At 63.3% G+C, this 21,338-nt stretch carries 15 protein-coding genes; 3 read left to right on the forward strand and 12 right to left on the reverse strand.

Annotation, left to right across the window (positions count from 1 at the left end; genetic code table 11):
- Positions 1-4: 4 nt before the first annotated feature.
- The 10 genes from J2S96_RS09710 to J2S96_RS09755 form a co-directional block, all read right to left on the reverse strand.
- Positions 5-1,021, reverse strand: a complete 1,017-nt coding sequence (locus tag J2S96_RS09710; RefSeq protein ID WP_306862388.1) for a gluconeogenesis factor YvcK family protein — start codon at positions 1,019-1,021, stop codon at positions 5-7.
- Positions 1,021-1,944, reverse strand: coding sequence for an RNase adapter RapZ (rapZ, locus tag J2S96_RS09715; RefSeq protein WP_306862390.1), 924 nt, complete (start codon positions 1,942-1,944; stop codon positions 1,021-1,023). Before rapZ ends, J2S96_RS09710 begins: the two co-directional genes overlap by 1 nt.
- 88 nt (positions 1,945-2,032) lie before the next feature.
- Positions 2,033-4,024, reverse strand: a complete 1,992-nt coding sequence (uvrC, locus tag J2S96_RS09720; protein ID WP_306862392.1) for an excinuclease ABC subunit UvrC — start codon at positions 4,022-4,024, stop codon at positions 2,033-2,035.
- 66 nt (positions 4,025-4,090) lie between these two features.
- A complete protein-coding gene (locus J2S96_RS09725) occupies positions 4,091-4,759 on the reverse strand; it encodes a lysophospholipid acyltransferase family protein (RefSeq protein WP_306862395.1) in 669 nt (222 codons plus the stop codon).
- A complete protein-coding gene (locus J2S96_RS09730; protein ID WP_306862397.1) occupies positions 4,746-5,462 on the reverse strand; it encodes an HAD hydrolase-like protein in 717 nt (238 codons plus the stop codon). The genes J2S96_RS09725 and J2S96_RS09730 overlap by 14 nt, the downstream gene beginning before the upstream one ends.
- A 100-nt stretch (positions 5,463-5,562) precedes the next feature.
- On the reverse strand, positions 5,563-8,490 hold the full coding sequence (gene uvrA / locus J2S96_RS09735; RefSeq protein WP_306862400.1) for an excinuclease ABC subunit UvrA: 2,928 nt from the start codon (positions 8,488-8,490) through the stop codon (positions 5,563-5,565).
- Between the two features lie 65 nt (positions 8,491-8,555).
- Positions 8,556-8,933 carry a GntR family transcriptional regulator gene (locus tag J2S96_RS09740; protein ID WP_306862403.1) on the reverse strand — a complete coding sequence of 126 codons (378 nt, stop codon included), beginning with the start codon at positions 8,931-8,933 and terminating at the stop codon, positions 8,556-8,558.
- On the reverse strand, positions 8,930-10,741 hold the full coding sequence (locus tag J2S96_RS09745; protein ID WP_370873074.1) for an ABC transporter ATP-binding protein: 1,812 nt from the start codon (positions 10,739-10,741) through the stop codon (positions 8,930-8,932). Before J2S96_RS09745 ends, J2S96_RS09740 begins: the two co-directional genes overlap by 4 nt.
- An 89-nt stretch (positions 10,742-10,830) precedes the next feature.
- Entirely contained in the window at positions 10,831-12,573 is a 1,743-nt protein-coding gene (locus tag J2S96_RS09750) for an ABC transporter ATP-binding protein (protein ID WP_306862409.1), read from the reverse strand.
- Positions 12,574-12,715: 142 nt separating this feature from the next.
- Positions 12,716-13,495 carry a trans-aconitate 2-methyltransferase gene (locus J2S96_RS09755; RefSeq protein WP_306862411.1) on the reverse strand — a complete coding sequence of 260 codons (780 nt, stop codon included), beginning with the start codon at positions 13,493-13,495 and terminating at the stop codon, positions 12,716-12,718.
- Between the two features lie 58 nt (positions 13,496-13,553).
- Here J2S96_RS09755 and J2S96_RS09760 point away from each other — a divergent pair, with 58 nt between their 5' ends.
- The 3 genes from J2S96_RS09760 to J2S96_RS09770 are packed head-to-tail and all read left to right on the forward strand — an operon-like array spanning position 13,554 to position 17,966.
- A complete protein-coding gene (locus J2S96_RS09760; protein WP_306862413.1) occupies positions 13,554-16,115 on the forward strand; it encodes a DEAD/DEAH box helicase in 2,562 nt (853 codons plus the stop codon).
- A gap of 20 nt (positions 16,116-16,135) precedes the next feature.
- The gene (locus tag J2S96_RS09765) at positions 16,136-16,636 is read left to right on the forward strand and encodes a GNAT family N-acetyltransferase (protein ID WP_306862415.1); all 501 of its coding nucleotides are present in this window, start codon (positions 16,136-16,138) and stop codon (positions 16,634-16,636) included.
- A complete protein-coding gene (locus tag J2S96_RS09770; RefSeq protein WP_370873065.1) occupies positions 16,629-17,966 on the forward strand; it encodes an alpha/beta fold hydrolase in 1,338 nt (445 codons plus the stop codon). The genes J2S96_RS09765 and J2S96_RS09770 overlap by 8 nt, the downstream gene beginning before the upstream one ends.
- Positions 17,967-18,014: 48 nt before the next feature.
- Here the strand turns inward: J2S96_RS09770 and J2S96_RS09775 are convergent, their stop codons facing one another.
- On the reverse strand, positions 18,015-19,049 hold the full coding sequence (locus tag J2S96_RS09775) for a TerC family protein (protein ID WP_306862419.1): 1,035 nt from the start codon (positions 19,047-19,049) through the stop codon (positions 18,015-18,017).
- A 180-nt stretch (positions 19,050-19,229) separates the two neighbouring features.
- A complete protein-coding gene (gene uvrB / locus J2S96_RS09780; RefSeq protein WP_306862422.1) occupies positions 19,230-21,317 on the reverse strand; it encodes an excinuclease ABC subunit UvrB in 2,088 nt (695 codons plus the stop codon).
- Between the last annotated feature and the right edge of the window lie 21 nt (positions 21,318-21,338).

Consider the following 21,338-nt stretch of genomic DNA (forward strand, 5'->3'; position numbering starts at 1 on the left):
GTTCCTAACTATTCCCGAAGATATCGTGATACGCCGATGCCAGACGCAGCGGGTCGTGGACTGGACGGCGGCTCGACGCCCCCACTTTACCCAAGACCACCTCCGCACCGATCATCCCGGCAGCCCGTTCGAATTCCTTGAGGTCCGATATCGAGGAGGGATCGGCCAGGACAACGTCCACACTGAACTCCGGCGCGTAGTGCCGCAAGGCATCCAGGTGGTCCGCTGCGGACATGCCGGAGGTTTCCTTGGTGTCCATTGCAAGGTTCATGGTGAGGCAGCGTTTGGCGGGAGTGTCGCACAAGGCCTGGCGCATTTCGGGCAGCAGCAAGTGCGGCAACACGGACGTGTACCAGGAGCCGGGGCCCAGGATGATCCAGTCCGCAAGCTCGATGGCAGTCAACGCTTCGATGCAAGCGCGCGCGTCTTCCGGACGCAGCCTGACGTTTTCGAGCGATCCCGCGACAGCGCACTTGGCCTGGCCTTTGACGGCCTGGAACTCGTACCCGCCCCCGGGCAACGGCACACGGACGTCGCCCTCGATGTTCAGCGGCTGCGTGGACATCGGGAGGACCTGGCCACGCGCGCCCAGCAGGGCGCCTGCCCATTTCAATCCGGCCACGGCGTCGCCGAGAAGCTCCCAGAGGGTGACTATGAGCAGGTTCCCCATGGCATGGTGGTCCAAGGAGCCTGGGCGACCGCTGGGAGTCTTGAAGCGATGCTGCATGACGTCCCGCCAGGTGCGCCCCCAATCGGTGTCATCGCAAAGGGCGCTCAGCGCCATTCTAAGGTCGCCCGGCGGAAGGACGCCGTACTCCTCGCGCAGCCGCCCGGAGGATCCGCCGTCGTCGGCAACGGTGACAATCGCAGTGAGCTCCGTGGTCAGCAGCCGCAGCGCCGACAGCGATGCGGAAAGCCCGTGTCCGCCGCCGAGCGCCACGACTGTGGGGCCCTTGGCAGGCTGGCTGCCCTGGGTGCCCTTCGGTGGAACCAACGGCAGGGGTCCGGTCAGGACCCCCATTACTCGCGACCCAGATCGCGGTGGCTTGTGGTGACGGTGACCCGGGGGTATTGCGCCAGCCGTTTGGAAAGCTCGACGGCGACCGCGACTGAACGATGCTTGCCGCCCGTGCAACCAACGGCAATGGTTGCGTAGTGCTTGTTTTCCGTCCGGTAGCCGTCGAGGACGGGCTCCAAGGCAAGGACGTAGCGGTCAATGAAGTCCTTGACTCCGTCGGCACCCAGCACATAGTCGCTGACATCGGCGTCGAGCCCCGTGTGCGGACGCAGTTTCGGAACCCAATGGGGGTTGGGGATGAAGCGTGCATCCGCCACGAAATTGGCGTCGACGGGCAGGCCATATTTGAAGCCGAAGCTCATGACGTTCAAGCGCAGCGCCACGGGGCCTGTGTCGGTGAAAAGTTCGGTGATGGCGGTAGCCAGGCCGTGGACGTTGTACGTGCTTGTGTCCAGGACCACGTCTGCCGACTCCCGGAGTTCCTTCAGGACGTCGCGTTCCGCCGAGATGCCGTCGAGGATACGGCCACCCCCCTGCAGCGGATGCGGGCGCCGGCCCTGTTCGAAGCGCCGCACCAGCACGTTGTCGCTGGCATCCAGGAAGAGGAGGCGGAAGGTGATTCCGCTGGCGCTGAGTGCTCCGAGCGCCGTCCGGATATCGGTGAAGAGCCCTTTGCTGCGCACGTCCACGACGACCGCGAGCTTGGGAATGGACTGGGGCGCGTGCGAGACGATTTCAGCAAGCGTCCCCAGCATCTGCGGCGGCAGGTTTTCAACAACGTACCAGCCGTGGTCCTCCAGGGCGTCAGAGGCGGTGCTGCGGCCGGCTCCGGACATGCCAGTCACCACCAGCAGTTCCGCTTCGACAGGCTTGACGGGGATGAGGCCGTCCTGCTCCGCGCCGGATTCTGCTGTTGCCTCTGACATCAAGTTTCCCCGTTTCTGAGATGGTCCAAAGTTTCTGGCATGATCCGAAGGCGCTCCGCCTTGCGCAGGTGCCCGCCTCTTACCCTAGCTAAATTTCAAGGATTTCGCCGGTGGTCATGTTCACGGCAGGAGCGGCCTCTCCAGCGGCGCCGGCTGCCGCCAAGTGACTGACGACGGCTTCCGCCAAGGCAGGGCCGATCCCCTTTGCGGCAGTGAGCTCGAGGGCCGTTGCCGCTTTGATCTTCTTGAGGGAACCGAAATGCGCCACGAGCGCCTTCCGTTTGGCTTCGCCGAGGCCAGGAACGCCATCGAGCGCGGACACCGTCATCGCCTTTCCGCGCTTTTGCCGGTGGAAGGTGATGGCAAAACGGTGGGCTTCATCGCGGATACGCTGGAGCAGGTACAGTCCCTGCGACGTGCGGGGCAGGATCACCGGGAAGTCGCTATCCGGCAACCAGACTTCTTCGAGCCGCTTGGCCAGGCCCACGACGTAGACGTCGTCGATCCCCAGTTCCGCGAGTGCCCGCGCGGCGGCGTTCACCTGGGGTTGCCCGCCGTCGACGACGACGAGGTTGGGCGGATAGGCGAATCTCGCCTTGGCACCCGTGAGGGCGGCATCGTCCGACGGTTCCCCGCTGCCGGGGTTCGGAACTTCTCCGCTCTTGGGCAGCTGGGCGGACTTGTCCTGCAAGTAGTGCCTGAAGCGCCTGGTAAGGACGTCGTGCATCGCAGCGGTGTCATCGCTGGCCGCCGCGCCGGTGATGGAGAACTTCCTGTAGTCGGCTTTCTTGGGGAGGCCGTCCTCCACCACCACCATGGACGCAACCACGTTGGTGCCCTGCACATGGGAAATGTCGTAGCACTCGATCCGGAGCAGCGGCACGGGAAGCTCAAGCGCTTCCTGCAGTTCCTGGAGCGCCTGGGAGCGGACGGTGATATCGCCTGCCCGACGGACTTTGTGGAGCTTCATCGCGTGCTCGGCATTTTCGCGGACAGTGGACATGAGGGCGGCTTTGTCTCCGCGCTGCGGCACCCGGATATCCACTTTCGCGCCCCGAAGGCCACCGAGCCATTCAAGCAATTCATGATGGTTGCTCGGAATCTCCGGCACGAGTACTTCGCGCGGAATGCGGCCCTGGTTGTCGCTGTCTTCTCCATAGACCTGCTGCAGGAGGTGCTCGATGAGTTCCGGAGTGGTGACGTCTTCGACTTTTTCCACGACCCAGCCCCGCTGGCCGCGTACCCGGCCACCCCGGACGTGGAACACCTGCACGGAAGCCTCGAGGTCGTCGTCGTAAAGGGCGAAGACATCCGCGTCCGTGTCTTCGGAAAGCACGACGGCGTTGCGTTCGAAGACTTTGCGCAAAGCCGCGATGTCGTCGCGGATCCGTGCCGCGCGTTCGTAGTCGAGTTCCGCCACGGCAGCCGCCATGTCTTTTTCGAGGCGCCGGATAAACTTGCCGGCCTCGCCGCCCATGAAAGAGCAAAAGTCCTCGGCCAGGGCACGGTGTTGTTCAGGAGTGACGCGCCCCACGCACGGCGCAGAGCATTTGTCGATGTAACCGAGCAGGCACGGCCTGCCGCTGGCCTGCGCCCGCTTCAAGACACCCGGGCTACAGCTCCGCACCGGAAAAACCCGCAGCAAGGTATCCATGGTTTCGCGAATCGCCCCGGCAGTGTAGGGGCCGAAATAGCGCGTGCCTTTGCGGCGTTCGCCACGCATGACCTGGACCCGGGGAAGCTTCTCCCCCATAGTGACCGCAAGGTACGGATAGGTCTTGTCGTCACGGAAGACGACGTTGAAGCGGGGCTTGAATTCCTTGATCCAGGTGTATTCGAGCTGGAGGGACTCGAGCTCGCTGCCCACCACAGTCCATTCGACGCTGCTGGCCGCGTGCACCATCGCATGCGTCTTCGGCAGCAGGCCCGCAGGGTTGGCGAAGTAGGAATTCAGCCGGGAGCGGAGGTTCTTCGCCTTGCCCACATAGATGACACGGCCGTGCGCGTCCCGGAACCGGTAGACGCCGGGAGTGACGGGGATTTCTCCGGTCTGGGGTCGATAACTCGCTGGATCTGCCACAGATCCAGTCTAGTAAGGGAATCGGGCTCCCCCGTACGGACCGAGCGCCCGGCCCGGGCATCCCGACTACTCGGCGGACTTGCTCTGGTTGTAGCTCGTGGAACGTTCCTGGCCGCTCAATACGGCAATGGCATCCATGATCTTGTCCGTGACTTCGCGCCGGGCAGGAAGGGAATGGTCCGGGCCGGTTTTTTCGAAGTACAGCGGCTCGCCCACCTTCATGGTGAAGTGCTGGGGGCGGACGGTGTTGCGGTCCACGGGTTGCAACTTGTCGGTTCCGATGAGGCCCACCGGCACCACGGGAGCCCCGGTGGTCAGGGCAAGCCAGCCGACGCCGGTACGGCCGCGGTAGAGCAAGCCGTCACGCGAGCGGGTCCCCTCCGGGTAGATACCGATGCCCCTGCCGTTCTCCAGGATGTCCAAGAGGGTCTTGAGCGCCTGCACACTTGCCGCTTGCTCTCCGCGCTCCACGGGAATGGATCCGACAGCCTGGAAGAACGCCTTCATCGCACGGCCCTTGAAGCCCTTGGTGGTGAAGTATTCGGCTTTGGCGAAGAAGCCCACCGGACGCGGCATCAAAGCCTGCACAATCACGCTGTCCAGAAATGACAAATGGTTCGGGGCCACAATGAAGGGCCCTTGCTTGGGCACATTTTCCAGCCCGATGACCGTGGGCCGGCAGGTGCCGGAGATCAGTCCGCGAGTGGTCCAGCGGATGACATCAAAGGCTTCCATCGTTCTGCACCTCGCTCAGGGCCGCCGCGCGGACAGCGTCAAGTTCTTCGATCTTCTCCAGCAGCTGTGCCGTGGTGTCCACGACGGCGACGGCGCCGGCTTCTTGAAGTTCGCCGTCGGACGCGAACCCCCAACTGACCCCGATGCAGTCGAGTCCGTTGGCCATGGCGCCGGCAACATCCTGGTGGCGGTCCCCGACCATCACCGCAGGCTGGGAATCCAACGCGGCCAACGCGGCACCAACGATCGCCGCCTTCCCCGGAGCCGTGTTGGCGGCCCTTGACTCGTCGTCGGGGGCGCCGCAGATGGAGGCAAAGAAACCGGCAATGCCGTGGTGCTCCAAAACGATGCGCGCCAAGCCTTGGGGCTTCTGGGTAGCCACTGCCACAGGCCGTTGCGACTCCGCGAAGAACTCCAGCAGCTCACGCATACCGGGATATAGCCGGCTTTGGCCGATTCCCACCGAACGGTAGTAGCTGCGGTAAAGCCCGATCACTTCGTCAACTTTTCCCGCGGGCACCCCTGCGATGTGTTCCAGGGAATCGCTCAGCTTGGGTCCGACCATGGAATCCAGCACGCCCTGTTCCGGCACACGGAGGCCCATTTCGCCCAGCGCCGCGGCGATGCCACCGGTTATGCCGCCTGCAGGATCGACAAGGGTGCCGTCCAGATCAAAGATTACGGGCACCATTGTTTGAGTCACCGGGTTAGTTTCTCACGAGTTGAGGCATGCCTGAAACTCACATGCCGGCAAGGGAATACTTCGACCGCAGCCGTGATATTCCCTTGCCGTTCACGCAGGACTAACCGAGAATCTCCGCCAAGAAGGTGGCGGTGTGGCTTTCCGTGGACTTGGCAACCTGTTCGGGCGTGCCCGTTGCAACGACGCGCCCACCGCCTGAACCGCCGTTGGGGCCCAGGTCCACAATCCAGTCTGCGGACTTGATCACGTCGAGGTTGTGCTCAATGGTGATGACCGTGTTGCCCTTGTCCACCAACCCCTGCAGCACCATGAGCAACTTGCGGATGTCCTCGAAATGGAGGCCCGTGGTGGGCTCGTCCAGGACATACACGCTCCGGCCATTCGAACGCTTCTGCAGCTCCGACGCGAGCTTCACGCGCTGCGCCTCGCCACCGGAAAGGGTGGTGGCGGGCTGCCCGAGCCGGACATAGCCGAGCCCGACGTCGACGAGGGTCTTCAAATGCCGGGCGATCGGGGTGAACGCGGCAAAGAACTCGGCACCCTCCTCGATGGGCATGTTGAGGACATCCGCGATGGTCTTGCCCTTGTAGTGGACTTCGAGGGTCTCGCGGTTGTACCGCGCACCATGGCACACCTCGCAGGGAACATAGACGTCCGGCAGGAAGTTCATTTCGATCTTCAGGGTGCCGTCGCCCGAGCACGCCTCACAGCGGCCGCCCTTGACGTTGAAGGAGAAGCGTCCAGGCTGGTATCCGCGGACCTTGGCTTCGGTGGTTTCCGCGAAGAGCTTCCGGATGTTGTCGAAGACGCCGGTGTAGGTTGCCGGGTTGGACCGCGGGGTGCGTCCGATCGGGCTCTGGTCCACGTGGACCACCTTGTCGAGGTGCTCAAGGCCCGCCACGGAGCGGTGCCGGCCGGCAACCTGCTTTGCGCCGTTGAGCTTGTTGGCGAGGACCTTGTAAAGAATCTCGTTCACCAGGGTGGACTTCCCTGAACCGCTGACGCCCGTGACCGCAGTGAAGAGGCCAAGCGGGAAGCTGGCGTCGACGTTGTTCAGGTTGTTTTCGCGGGCTCCGATGACTTTGAGCTCGCGCTTCTTTTCATACTTGCGCCGCTTGGCCGGGATGTCGATCTTGCGTCGCCCGGACAAGTAGTCGCCGGTCAGCGAGTCCGTGTTTTCCAAGAGCTCCTTGTAGGAACCGGAGTGCACCACCTGGCCACCGTGCTCGCCGGCGCCAGGTCCGATGTCCACTACCCAGTCGGCCTCATGGATGGTGTCTTCGTCGTGTTCGACGACAATCAGCGTGTTGCCGAGATCGCGCAACCGGGTGAGCGTCTCGATGAGGCGGCGGTTGTCCTTCTGGTGCAGCCCGATGGACGGCTCGTCCAGGACATACAGGACACCGACCAGGCCGGAGCCGATCTGCGTGGCGAGTCGAATGCGCTGGGCCTCACCGCCGGACAAGGTCCCCGAGGGCCGTTCGAGATTCAGGTACTCGAGCCCCACATCGAGCAAGAAGGTCAGGCGTGCCTGGATCTCCTTGAGCACCTGGTGGGCGATCTGGGCCTCGCGGTCGGTCAGCGTGAGGCTCCCCAGGAAATCGGCGCAATCACGCATGGGAAGGGCCGCTACTTCTGCGATGGACTTGCCGTTGATCAGCACGGACAGCGACGCCGGGTTAAGCCTGGCACCGTTGCACGCAGGGCAAGGAACCTGCCGCATGTACTCTTCGTAGCGGTCGCGTGCCCAGTCGGAGTCAGTTTCGCCGTGCTTGCGGTGAACGTACTGGATGGCGCCTTCGAAGCCAGTGCTGTACTTGCGCTCCCGGCCGAACCTATTACGGTACTGGACGACTACCTTGTGGTCCTTGCCATGCAGCACCGTCTGACGAACTTCCTGCGGCAGCTTCTCCCACGGGGTATCCATGGAGAAGCCGAGTTCCTGGGCAAGGCCTTCCAGGAGCCGGTTCCAGTACTCCGTGGTGGCAGTGCCCAACGACCAAGGCGCGATAGCCCCTTGGTTCAAGGAAAGTTCGGGGTTGGGGACCACTAACTCTTCATCGACCTCAAGCCTGGTGCCGATACCGCTGCACACGGCACATGCGCCGAAGGGGTTGTTGAAGGAGAAGGAGCGTGGCTCGATTTCGTCGATGGCCAACGGGTGCTCATTGGGGCAGGCAAGGTTTTCCGAGAAGGCCCGGATCCGCGCGGGGTCCTCGGCGTCGAGATCCACGAACTCGACCAGCACCCGGCCTTCCGCAAGTCCGAGCGCGGTTTCGATCGAGTCGGTCAGCCGTTGGCTGATCCCTTCCTTGACCACCAGGCGGTCCACGACCACTTCAATGGAGTGCTTGAATTGCTTGCCGAGTTTGGGCGGATCGCTCAGTTGGACGAGTTCTCCGTCCACCCGGGCGCGTGAGTACCCCTTGGCGGTGAGCTCTTTGAAGAGTTCGACGAATTCGCCCTTGCGTCCGCGGACCACGGGGGCAAGAACCTGGAAGCGGGTGCCGGATTCGAGTTCCAGCAACTGGTCGACTATCTGCTGCGGCGTCTGGCGCGTGATGGGTTCGTGGCACACCGGGCAATGTGGCCGGCCGACACGTGCCCAGAGGAGGCGCATGTAGTCGTAGATCTCAGTGATGGTACCTACGGTGGAACGCGGGTTCTTGCTCGTCGATTTCTGGTCGATGGAGACCGCCGGGGAAAGACCCTCGATGAAATCCACGTCCGGCTTGTCCACTTGCCCCAGGAACTGGCGGGCGTAGGCGGACAACGACTCAACGTACCTGCGCTGGCCCTCAGCGAAGATGGTGTCGAAGGCCAAGGACGACTTACCCGAGCCTGACAAGCCCGTGAAAACGATCATGGCGTCACGGGGAAGATCGAGATCGACGTTGCGGAGGTTGTGTTCACGGGCTCCCTTGACCACGAGCCGTGACAGGTCATGTCTTACGGTTGTGGCGGGTTGCTGCACGGAAACGCTTGCGAAGGATTCGACGGCGGGGACTTCAGCTACGGCTTTAGGCACCCACTAATGCTAATCGAAAACTTCTTCGAATTTCCATGTGGCCTCCAGCACCCTACCGACGGGTATCAATCGGCGTCATAGGCGGCTGCCAGAAGCTGGACGGCTTCCGCGAAGCTGGCGCCCTGCGCCTTGGCCGCCGCCGAGTAGCTTGCAGCCACCGCTGCCAAAGCGCTCCAGCGGTCATCGCGCGCGCACACGATTGTTCCGTTGCGGCCACGGGTTGCGACTACTCCCGCAGCCTCAAGCTCCTTGTAGGCCCGGGCCACGGTGTGCGGGGCGACATCCAACTGCTCGGCCAGGCTGCGCACTGCGGGAAGTTTGGTACCCACGGCCAGGGTGCCGCCGTCGGCCAACTCGATGATGCGGAGCCGAAGCTGCTCGTACAGCGCGACGGTGCTGGACTGGTTGGGACGCCATGAACCGGGAAACTCAAGCGGGCTCATGATGCTTCCATTTCCCCTTGACCGGCGCGATGCTTGGCGGACCTCACCGGCATTGCGGCGAGTTCGCCCACTCCGGCGGCAAATTGCGCTTCATGCAAGCGGGCGTAGTACCCGCCCCTTTCCAAGAGCGAGCGATGTGTGCCGTGTTCAACGATCCGTCCGTGGTCCATGACGAGAATTAGATCAGCGTCGCGGATAGTGGACAAGCGGTGCGCAATGACGAATGATGTCTTGTTGCTCCGCAGCCTGTGCATCGCTTGGCGGATGAGGACTTCCGTGCGGGTATCCACCGAGCTGGTCGCCTCATCCAGGATCAGGATGGGGCGGCCCGAGAGCCGTGCGCGCGCAATGCACAACAATTGCCTTTGGCCCTGGCTGAGTGGTTCTCCTCCGTTGCTGAGCATGGTTGAGTAGCCGTTGGGCAGCGAGCGGACAAAGTGGCCAACGTGGCTCGCTTCGGCTGCCGCCACGATCTCTGATTCGCTGGCGCCCGGGAGTCCATACTCGATGTTCTCCCGGATAGTGCCCGAGAAAATCCATGGATCCTGGAGAACGACGCCGAAGTTCCGGCGGAGTGCATCCCGTCCCATGCCGGCGATGTCCACGCCGTCGATGGTGATCCTTCCGGAACCGAGTTCGTGGAAGCGCATGAGGAGGCTGACAAGGGTGGTCTTCCCCGCTCCGGTGTGCCCCACGATGGCCACTGTCTGTCCCGGTTCCACATGGAAGGACAGGTCCTCGATGAGGGGTGCATCCGGCCGGTAGCTGAAGGAAATGTGCTCGAAGGCAACGCGCCCTGTAGGCGAATCCGAAGGGAGCCCCAAGGGTCCGTCAACGCCTCGTCCGGCGTCTGCGCGGCCGACGCCGCCCGGTTCCGCCGGTTCAGCTGTCAATTCGGCGGCGTCCAAGAGCTCGAAGACCCTGCCGGCGGATACTGCGCAGGATTGCAGGACCTGGGCCATTCCGCCGATCTGTCCCAGGGGCTGGCTGAATAGCCGGTTGAATTGGATGAAGGCCTGGATGCCGCCGATACTCATCGCCCCGGCGAGGAACTGGAGGGCACCAACAATCGCAACCCCCACGTAGCTGGCGTTCGACACGAAACCCATCAGGGGAGCCATCAACCCCGAGGCGAACTGTGCCTTCGAACTGGCGGCATACAAGCCCTCGTTGTGGTCGGCGAAACGGACCGCCATCGCGGACTGGGCGTTGAAAAGCTTGATGGTCTCGTGGCCGGTGGCTGTCTCCTCCACAAGGGAGTTCACGTCTCCCGTGGCCTCCCACTGCCGGACAAAGTATTTCTGCGAGCGTCGGGTCACGACAATCGACGCCAATGCCGATAACGGAACAGCCATGAGGGACACGACGGCGAGGAGTGGCGAAAGCAGCAGCATCATCCCGAGGGCTCCGATGACCATCAGCGTCGAGGTCAAGAGCTGGGAGAGGAGCTGGTTGAGCGTCTGCGACACGTTTTCGAGATCGTTTGTCGCCCGGCTCAGGACCTCGCCACGGGAGCGGCCGTCGTAGTAGGCCACGGGCAGCCGATGCAGTTTCGCTTCCACGGCTTCCCGGAGGTCATATGCGAGCCTTTGCACGGCGAGGGCGTTGAGGCGTCCCTGCGCCCAGCTGAGCAGCGACGTGACGCAATACATGCAGGCGGCCACGAGCAACAGGAAGACGAAGCGGCCGGGATCGAACCGGGCGCCGAACACCGCGGCCGCGACGACGTCCGTGGCGTCGCCGAGTACCTTGGGGGCGCTGACGTTGAGCGCGACAAAGCCGCAGATGCACAGGATCGCCGCGGCCATGACCGCCCGGGCGGGCTTCATCAAGCCCACCAGGCGGAGCAGCGACCGTGATGGGGTCCCCGCAGGGGAGAGCTGTTCGCCTTCGCCGCTCACGCGGCCTCTTCCGTTTCCAGCTGGGACGCTACGATTTCCCGGTAGGTTCCAGATGACTTGAGAAGTTCATCATGGGTGCCTTTTGCCACCAGGCGGCCCTCGTCAATGAGCAGTATCTGGTCCGCCGACACTACGGTGTTTATGCGCTGGGCAACGATGATGACGGTTGCCCCGCGGAGTTCCGGCTCGAGCGCGGCACGGAGCTTTGCTTCCGTTACTGTGTCCAGCGCCGAGAAGCTGTCGTCAAAGAGGTAGACAGACGCAGGGCGCAGAATTGCGCGGGCGATGCATAGGCGCTGCCGCTGGCCGCCGGACAGTCCGGCGCCGCCCTGGGACAACGTGGTCTCCAGTCCTCGGGGCAGCTCTCTCACGAAATCGGCCGCCTGGGCCGCCTCGAGGACGTGCCACAACTGGGAATCCGTCGCGGACGGCAGCGAAATCCGCAGGTTCTCGGCAATGGTTCCGCGGAACAGCCAGCTCTCCTGGGGCACGACGCCGAGCTGGTTGCGCAAGGCATCGAGGGGAACAGCAGCGATGTCCCGGCCATCAAGGGAGATCGTTCCGCTGCTCACGTCGAGCAGTCTCGGCACAAGGCTGACGATGGTGGATTTGCCGCTTCCGGTGGAGCCGATGACCGCCGTCGTGGTTCCCGGAGGCGCGTGGAACGTGATGCTTTCCAAGACGGGCGTCTCGGCTCCCGGGTAGGCGAAAACGACATTGTCGAAGCGCACGCCTTCCGCCGAAGGACGGACTGCCACCCCGTCAGGGGTAGCTGCCGACAAGACCCTTTCAGAGTCCGTGTTGAGCACTTCGGTGACGCGTTCAGCGCTGACCGCGGCCCGGGGCGCCGTGCTCAGGACGTACATTGCCATCATGATCGCGAGGAGGATCTGCATGATGTAGGCAATAAATGCAGTGAGCGCACCCAGCTGCATTTCTCCCGCAATAATGCGGAGGCCGCCGAGCCAGACCACTCCCGCGGAGGAGAGATTGACCACTGTCATGACCAGCGGAAGCATGGCAGCGACGATCCGGGCAGAGCGGAGATTGTTCTTTGTCAGGGCGTCGTTGGCTGCCTCGAACCGTTTCATCTCGAACGACTGGCGCACAAAGGCACGGATGACCGCGGTCCCCAGGATCTGTTCGCGGAGCACGCCGTTGATCCGGTCCACCAGCCCTTGTCCCTCGCGGTACAGGGGGACCAGCTTGCGGACAATCACCAGCATGATGAGCAGCAACACAGGAACGATGGCGAAGACGATCCAGGAAAGGGCAACGTCCTGCTCGACTGCCAGGATCACGCCTCCGATGCCCATGACGGGTGCTGCCACCAGCATGCTGAAGACGAGCACCGTGATGTTCTGCAGTTGCAGGACGTCATTGGTGGTCCTGACCACCAGGCTTGCCGGTCCGAAGGCTACGACGTCCTGGCCCGGCATGGAATGAATCTTGTCGAAGAGTTCCTGCCGCAGCCCGCGGCCGACCCTCATCGCGACAACCGCGCCCAGGTAGCCGGCCAGCACGGCGGCAAGCACCTGGATGACCGTGAGAAGCAGCATCCAAGCACCAAGGCGCAGGATCACCTCGCTGTTCCCGGCGACGAGGCCGTCGTCGACGATCTTGGCGTTGAAGGTGGGAAGGAGGAGTGCGGCAGCAGTCTGGACAAGCTGCAGGAGAACAATGGCCAGGACGTGGGCTTTATAGGGGGCCAGACGCTGAAACAGCAATGATGCCAGCACATTGCCTCCATTCGTTGGACTCCGGAGCCGCGGATTCCACACGATGCCGCCCCTAGATCGCGTTGCCATTGTAGTTCAGATCACAGTGCGAATCCTTGTCATCGGGGCACTTCCGGAGCCGTTCCTTTCGTGCCGGGCTGCCTCATCCCTGCTTTTGTGCCACCGCAAAAATCCGGCGGAAGGCAAACACAGTGCCGTGCCGCTCCGTTGGATAGGCCTCGCGGAGCGCTGCGGCGTATTGCTTTTCAAAGGCGCGCGCTTCTGCGTCGGAAAGGGCAGCGAGCACTGGACGCAGGCCGGTCCCCCGAACCCACTCCAGCACGGGATCAGCTCCCGGCAGAAGTTGCTGGTACGTGGTTTCCCAAGCGTCGGCGTCGCATCCGGCGTCGAGCATGATCCGCAGGTAGTCGGCCGGTTCCCCGACAGCGTCGTCGTGGCGGAGCACACCGGACAGCTTTCCGGACCACTCCGGCGACGCCGCCAATTCGCGCATGAGCACGTGGGATGGGGCATTGAAGTTTCCGGGGACCTGGAGCGCAAACCATCCACCCGGCTTCAGCGCTTCAAGCCAGGCGGCGAGCATCGTCAAGTGGCCCGGGACCCATTGCAGCGCCGCGTTGCTGACCACGACGTCGGTGTTCGCTTCCGGCGTCCACCCGGCGATGTCGGCGTGCACGAACGAAAGACGAGGTTGCGCGGCAGCGAGGAATTGGGCTTTCGCCAGCATTTCGGCCGAGGAGTCCAGCCCGACGACGACGGCGCGGGGCCAGCGGGCCGCAAGGGTCGCCGTCAAGTTCCCCGGCCCGCAGCCCAAATCCACGACCTGCCGCGGGTCCTCGGCCGGAATCCTCGAGGTCAGGTCAAAAAACGGCCGGTCGCGGTGATTGCCGAACTCGATGTACTTGGCTGGATCCCACTTCAATGCATCCTCCGTCGTCGCTCTCCGCGGTCTGCTCCACCCCACACTAAGCTGGAAGGCAATGAAACTTCTTGAGCAGCTCCCGACACCAAGCAACGCCGGAGCAAGCAACGCCGGACCGGGCAGCGCCAGCGTTGACCCGGACGAAATCTACGCACGCTTCGTCGAATGGACGCAGAGCCGGGGGCTTCAGCTCTACCCTGCCCAGGACGAGGCAATCATGGAACTCGCCTCCGGTTCCAATGTCATCCTGGCGACCCCTACCGGTTCCGGGAAGTCCCTTGTGGCGATCGCCGCGCACTTCGAAGCGATGTCCCGGGGCACGCGCAGCTACTACACAGCCCCCATCAAGGCCTTGGTCTCCGAGAAATTCTTCGCCCTCTGCGACATTTTCGGAGCCGAGAACGTCGGCATGATCACCGGTGATTCCGGGGTCAACCAGGATGCCCCGATCATCTGCTGCACCGCCGAAATCCTCGCCAACATCGCTTTGCGCGAAGGCAAGGACGCCGATCTCGGAACCGTCATCATGGACGAATTCCACTTCTACTCCGATCCCCAACGCGGTTGGGCGTGGCAAGTGCCGCTCCTGGAACTCCCCCAGGCCCAGTTCCTGCTGATGTCGGCCACCCTGGGAGACGTCAGCCGCTTCGAAACCGGCCTGAGCGCACTCACCGGGCGGCCCACCACCACGGTCAGTTCGGCCGAACGGCCCATCCCGCTGCACTATTACTTCCAGGAAACGCCGGTCCACGAAACCCTCGAGGAACTGCTGAGCACCAAACAGGTTCCCGTGTACGTGGTGCATTTCAGCCAGGTCGAAGCCATCGAGCGGGCCCAGAACCTCATGAGCGTGAACATGTGCACCCGCGAGGAAAAGGACAAGATCGCCGAGCTGATCGCCGGTTTCCGGTTCGCCGCGGGCTTCGGGAAGACCCTGAACCGGCTGGTCCGCCATGGCATCGGCGTCCATCATGCCGGCATGCTGCCCAAGTACCGCCGCCTCGTGGAGCAACTGGCACAGGCAGGACTCCTGAAGGTCATCTGCGGCACCGACACTCTGGGGGTCGGAATCAACGTTCCCATCCGCACAGTCCTCCTGACGGCTCTCAGCAAGTACGACGGCGTCCGCACCCGCCTCCTGAACTCCCGGGAATTCCATCAGATCGCGGGCCGCGCGGGCCGCGCAGGCTATGACACTGCCGGAACAGTCGTGGTGCAGGCTCCCGAACACGTGGTGGAAAACGCGAAGGCTATGGCAAAGGCCACCGCCAAGTTCGGCGACGACCAGAAGAAACTGCGGCAAGTGGTGCGGAAGAAGCCGCCGGAAGGTTTCGTCTCCTGGGGCCAGCCCACCTTCACCCGTCTGGTGGAGTCCGTGCCGGAACCGCTGACCTCGAGCTTCACCGTGACGCACGCGATGCTGCTCAACTTGATGGAACGCCCCGGCGACCCGTTTGCCGCAGCCCGCCGTCTCCTCACCGAAAACCACGAGGCCCGGCCCGCGCAACTGCAGCTCATGAAGAAGGCCTTGGGTATCTACCGTGAGCTGTTGGCAGCCGGAGTCGTGGAACGCATTCCCGAGGCCGAGCAGGAGGAAGAAGGCCGTTCCGTCCGTCTGACCGTCCACCTGCAGGCGAACTTCGCACTGAACCAGCCGCTTTCGCCGTTTGCCCTCGCCGCGCTCGAACTCCTGGATCCGGAGTCGCCGTCGTACGCCCTGGACGTCGTGTCCGTCATCGAAGCGACCCTCGAGAAGCCCCGCCAGATACTTTCCGCGCAGCAGAAGAAGGCACGCGGCGAGGCCGTCGCGGCGATGAAGGCCGATGGCATTGATTACGACCAGCGCATGGCAATGCTTGAAGAGGTCAGCTACCCGCAGCCGCTGGCGGAAATCCTGGGCGAAGCGTTCGAGGTGTACCGGAAGGCCGCGCCTTGGGTGGGCGACTTTGAGCTGGCTCCCAAGTCCGTGGTCCGGGACATGTATGAGCGCGCCATGAATTTCGGCGAGTTCGTCCAGTTCTACGGGCTGGCGCGCTCCGAAGGGATCGTGCTGCGGTACTTGGCCGACGGGTTCAAAGCCCTGCGTCAGACCGTGCCGCAGGATGCGCTCCGCGAAGACCTCCAGGACCTCATCGCCTGGCTGGGTGAACTGGTCCGCCAAGTCGACTCCAGCCTGCTCGACGAATGGGAAGAGCTCACCTCCGGGGCGGCTCCGACGCCGCACGACGCTCCGCCTCCTCCGCCGCCGTCGCTCACGTCCAATGTCCGCGCCTTCAGGGTCATGGTCCGCAACGAAATGTTCCGGCGTGTTGAGTTGTTCGCGGACGAGGATGCGGCAACCTTGGGCGAGCTCGACGCCGCCAGCGGCTGGGATGCTGAGCGCTGGGAAGACGCTTTGGACGACTACTTCGACGAACACGACGACATCGGAACCGGCCCAGACGCCCGGGGCCCGGGACTCCTCATCATCACAGAGGAACCCGGCATCTGGCGGGTCCGGCAGATTTTCGATGACCCGGCGCGTAACCATGACTGGGGCATTTCCGCCGAAGTGGACTTGGCGGCATCCGACGAGAGCGGCACCGCCGTTGTCAGGGTGACCGCGGTCAACCGCCTCTAGGCGCCTAGTAAGCTCGAAATATGAGTGTTGTCCGCCCTGCCACAGTGTCCGATGTCCCCGCGATCCTGCAGATGATCCATGAGCTTGCGGTCTACGAAAAAGAGCCCGATGCCGTGAAGAACACGCCGGAAATGCTGAGCGAGGCACTGTTCGGCGAGAGTCCGCGGGTGTTTGCGCACATGGCGGAAAACGCAGCCGGAGACGTTCAGGGATTCGCCTTGTGGTTCCTGAACTACTCCACGTGGGAAGGCGTCCACGGGATCTACCTGGAAGACCTCTACGTCACCCCCGATGCACGGGGCGAGGGCCATGGGAAGGCGCTCCTGAAGCATCTGGCCGCCACCGCCGTCGAACGCGGCTACGCACGGGTGGAATGGAGCGTCCTGGACTGGAACGAACCGTCCATCAACTTCTACCGCAGCCTCGGTGCGGTGCCCATGGACGGCTGGTCCACGTTCCGGCTGACCGGCGAAGCCCTCGGTGCCTTCGGCAGCGATGACAAGGCCATGGCTCGTGGCTGAGCGGGTGGTTGAGGATACGGCGCACACCATCCGCGCACGCCACGAATTCCGCGGTGTCCGCACCACCGAGCACTTGTTCACGGTCCCCCTCGACCATTGGGGCACCGGGGCTGACGGCACCGCGGAAACGATCACCGTCTTCGCCCGCGAGTTCGTCTCCGCTGAGCACGCGGAAGAGGAAGCAGCGCGGCTGCCCTGGTTGCTCTACCTCCAGGGCGGGCCCGGCGGACGCGGAATCCGGACCACGTCCTTGTCCGGCTGGATGAAGGCTGCCGCGAGGAGTTTCCGCATCCTGATGCTGGATCAACGGGGCACGGGCCTGTCAACTCCGGCGGACCGCAAGACCTTGCCGCTTAGGGGAGATGCCGCGGCGCAGGCGGCCTACCTCACGCATTTCCGGGCGGACTCGATCGTGGCCGATGCCGAGCTCATCCGGGAGGCCCTGGGCTCCGGGCCTTGGACCGTTCTTGGCCAGAGCTTCGGCGGTTTCTGCGCCCTGACATACCTGTCCTTCGCGCCGGAAGGCTTGAGGGAAGTCCTGATCACGGGAGGGCTCGCGCCGCTGGAAGGTCCAGCCGAGCGCGTGTACCGGGCCACCTTCCAAAGGGTTGCCGAACGTAACGCGGAATACTTCGCGTGGTATCCGGAGGACCGCGAGCTGGTCACCAGGATTGCCCGGCATCTGGAATCCAGGGAGGAGCGGCTGCCCGGCGGAGAACGCCTCACGACGGAACGGTTCCAAATGGTGGGATCGTTCCTGGGCGGGAACGCCCGCGTGGATGCCCTGCACACTCTCCTGGAAGATGCCTTTGTGCCCTCCCCGGACGGAGAGCGCCTCTCCGACGCGTTCCTGGAACAGGTCCACGGGCTCGTCTCCCGGGCATCCAATCCCCTGTATGCGGTCTTGCACGAGTCCATCTACGGCCAGGGGCAGGCCACCGACTGGGCGGCGTGGCGGGTTCTCCTGGAATTTCCTGAGTTCCAGCCGGAGGCAGCCGAGCCGCTCCTGACCGGAGAAATGGTCTACCCCTGGTATTTCGAACAGGACCCGGCCCTTGTACCCCTGAGGGAAGTAGCCGCGCTGTTGGCCGGCAAGCAAGACTGGAAACCCCTTTACGACGTATCCCGCCTGAACGCGAATACCGTCCCCGTCGCGGCTGCCGTCTATCGTGACGACATCTACGTGGACTTCCAGCTCTCCATGGAAACCGCGGCCGCGGTCCGCGGACTGCAGGCCTGGACCACAGGGGACTTCCACCACGACGGCATCGGCGAAGACGGCGAAGGAATCTTCAACCGGCTCTTGGGGATGGTGCGCGGGACGAACTGAGCCCCGGCCACAACGATGGCCGGGGCTCCGAAGTCGTGCCCGTAGTTGTCAGTGGCCGCTGACCTTGTTCGTGCTCTTGCGGGAATCTTCCTCGAGCCGGGCGTCCAGTTTGGATTTGCTGGCGGCCGGAGTCAGGAGGCTCGCGATCACCGCCACCACGATCGTGCCGATGATGACCGCCAGCGACACATAGGTCGGGATCTCCGGAGCCCATTCAACATGGTGGCCGCCGTTGATGAAGGGCAGTTCGTTCACGTGCATGGCGTGCAGTACCAATTTGACGCCGATGAACGCGAGGATGACCGACAACGCGTGCTTGAGGTAGACCAGCCGGGTCATGAGGCCGCCAAGCAGGAAGTACAGCTGGCGTAGGCCCATGAGGGCGAAGATGTTGGCTGTGAAGACGATGAAGGCGTTCTGCGTCAGTCCGAAGATGGCCGGAATGGAATCCACGGCGAACAAGAGGTCCGTCATGCCGATGGTCACGAAGACGATCAGCATGGGCGTGAACAGCTTCTTGCCGTCAACCGTGGTGCGCAACTTCCCGCCGTCGAACTTCTCCGACATCGGGACGACTTTGCGGATGCGGCTAATGATCGGACTTTCGGCGGCATCCTCCTCGTCTTCGCCGTGGTCCGTGGCCTGCTTCCACGCGGTCCACAGCAGGAACGCGCCGAAGATATAGAAGACCCAACTGAACTGCTCGATCACCACCGCACCTAGGGCAATGAAGATACCCCGCAGGACCAGGGCAATGATGATGCCCACCATGAGCACTTCCTGCTGGTACTTACGGGGCACCGAGAACCGGGCCATGATGATGATGAAGACAAAGAGGTTGTCGATACTCAGGCTGTATTCGGTCACCCAGCCGGCAATGAACTGGCTGCCGTGCTCAGGGCCGGCAAAGAGGAACAGCGCGCCGGCGAACACCAAGGCGAGGCTGACGTAAAAGGCGACCCAGAGGCCCGCTTCCTTCATGGAGGGTTCGTGCGGACGCTTGAGCACCAAGAGGAGGTCGACGAGGAGGATGATTCCGAGAACGACGAAGGAGCCGATCTCAAACCAGGCGGGGAGTTGCATCTAAAATGCCTTTCGCAGGTACGCCAAAAAGGCGTAAGTCTCTCCGACCTGCCTGCGTCTCCATGCCTCAAGGCAATCGACGCTCAAACGGCGATCCGCTAGGCCCGGCGAGGCGTCTGTGCCTGGCGTGTTGACGGACTTAGCGCTTGGGATACTCCCCTACGTAGGCCCAACTTTACCTTAGGCGTGGCCCGCGGACTGCATCTGGCGAAGTTCGCGCTTGAGCTCGCCCACCTCGTCACGGATCCTCGCAGCGATCTCAAACTGCAGTTCGACGGCGGCCGCGTGCATCTGTTCGGTCAGCTGTTCGATGAGACCGACCAGGTCTTCCGCCGGCGCCGCGGCCAGGCCATCCTGCCGGACCTTCGAAGCGCCCTTGCCCTTGCCGGTCCGGCCGCCCTTTCCGGTTGCGGCCAGCAACTCGCGGGTGTCGGCGTCCTCGCGGGCAAGCTGATCGGTGATGTCTGCAATCTTCTTGCGCAACGGTTGCGGATCGACACCGTTCTCCGCGTTGAACTTGACCTGGATTTCCCGCCTTCGGTTGGTCTCCTCGATCGCGTGGGCCATGGAATCGGTAATCCGGTCGGCGTACATGTGGACCTGCCCGGAGACGTTGCGGGCCGCGCGCCCGATGGTCTGGATGAGGGAAGTGGCCGAGCGCAGGAAACCTTCCTTGTCGGCGTCGAGGATACTGACGAGTGACACTTCGGGCAGGTCGAGGCCCTCACGAAGCAAGTTGATGCCTACCAGGACGTCGAAGCTGCCCATGCGCAGTTCGCGGAGCAGTTCCACGCGCCGGAGGGTGTCGACGTCGGAGTGCAGGTATTGCACCTTGACCCCGTGGCCCAGGAGATAGTCTGTCAGGTCTTCGGCCATCCGCTTGGTCAACGTGGTCACCAGCACGCGTTCGTCGCGTTCCACCCGTGTCCGGATTTCGCCAAGGAGATCGTCGATCTGGCCCTTGGTCGGCTTCACGATGACTTCGGGATCGATCAGTCCGGTCGGACGGATGATCTGCTGGACGAATCCGTCGGCCTTCCCCAGCTCGTACTTCCCGGGGGTCGCCGAAAGATAGACGGTCTGGCCCACCCGCTCCAGGAATTCGTCCCATTTGAGCGGCCTGTTGTCCATGGCGGAGGGAAGCCGGAAGCCGTGGTCCACGAGGGTGCGCTTCCGCGACATATCACCCTCGTACATGGCTCCGATCTGCGGAACCGTGACGTGGGATTCGTCGATGACCAGCAGGAAATCGTCCGGGAAATAGTCCAGGAGGCAGTGCGGTGCTGTGCCGGAGCCGCGGCCATCGATGTGGCGTGAATAGTTCTCGATCCCGTTGCAGAAACCCATTTGCTGCATCATCTCAAGGTCGTAGGTGGTGCGCATGCGCAGCCTCTGGGCCTCGACCAGCTTGTTCTGGCCTTCGAGGACCTTAAGCCGCTCCGCGAGCTCTTCTTCGATGGCAGTGATGGCGCGGGACATACGCTCCGGCCCGGCAACATAATGCGAAGCCGGGAAGATGTACATCTCGGTTTCCTCGCGGATGACGTCGCCCGTGACGGGATGGAGGGTGTAGATGTTTTCGATCTCGTCACCGAAGAACTCGATGCGCACGGCAAGTTCTTCGTACATGGGGATGATCTCCACGGTGTCTCCGCGGACACGGAAGGTGCCGCGGTGGAAGTCCATGTCATTGCGGGTGTACTGCATCGAGACGAATCTGCGCAGGAGATCGTCCCGGTTCATTTCGGCGCCCTTGGTGAGCGTGACCATCCCGGCGATGTATTCCTCCGGAGTACCCAGGCCGTATATACAGGACACGGTGGCCACCACCACAACGTCGCGGCGGGTCAGCAACGCGTTCGTAGCGGAGTGCCGCAGCCGCTCGACTTCCTCATTCACGGAGGAGTCCTTTTCGATGAACGTATCCGTTTGGGGAACGTACGCTTCGGGCTGGTAGTAGTCGTAGTAGGAAACGAAGTACTCCACCGCATTGTTGGGCAGCAGTTCCCGGAATTCGTTGGCAAGCTGGGCCGCCAGGGTTTTGTTCTGGACCATCACCAAGGTTGGCCTCTGCACCTGTTCGATCAGCCAAGCGGTGGTTGCACTCTTGCCCGTACCGGTGGCGCCGAGCAGCACGACGTCTTTTTCGCCGTTGTTGATGCGTTCGGTCAGCTCCGCGATAGCGGCCGGCTGGTCACCAGCCGGCTTGAACTCGCTGATGACCTCAAAAGGCGCGACGACACGGTTGATCTCCTGGGCAAGACTCATGAATCCAATGTACCCCCGCCC

This window comes from Arthrobacter bambusae, from assembly GCF_030812595.1.
Taxonomy (GTDB): Bacteria; Actinomycetota; Actinomycetes; order Actinomycetales; family Micrococcaceae; genus Arthrobacter; species Arthrobacter bambusae_B.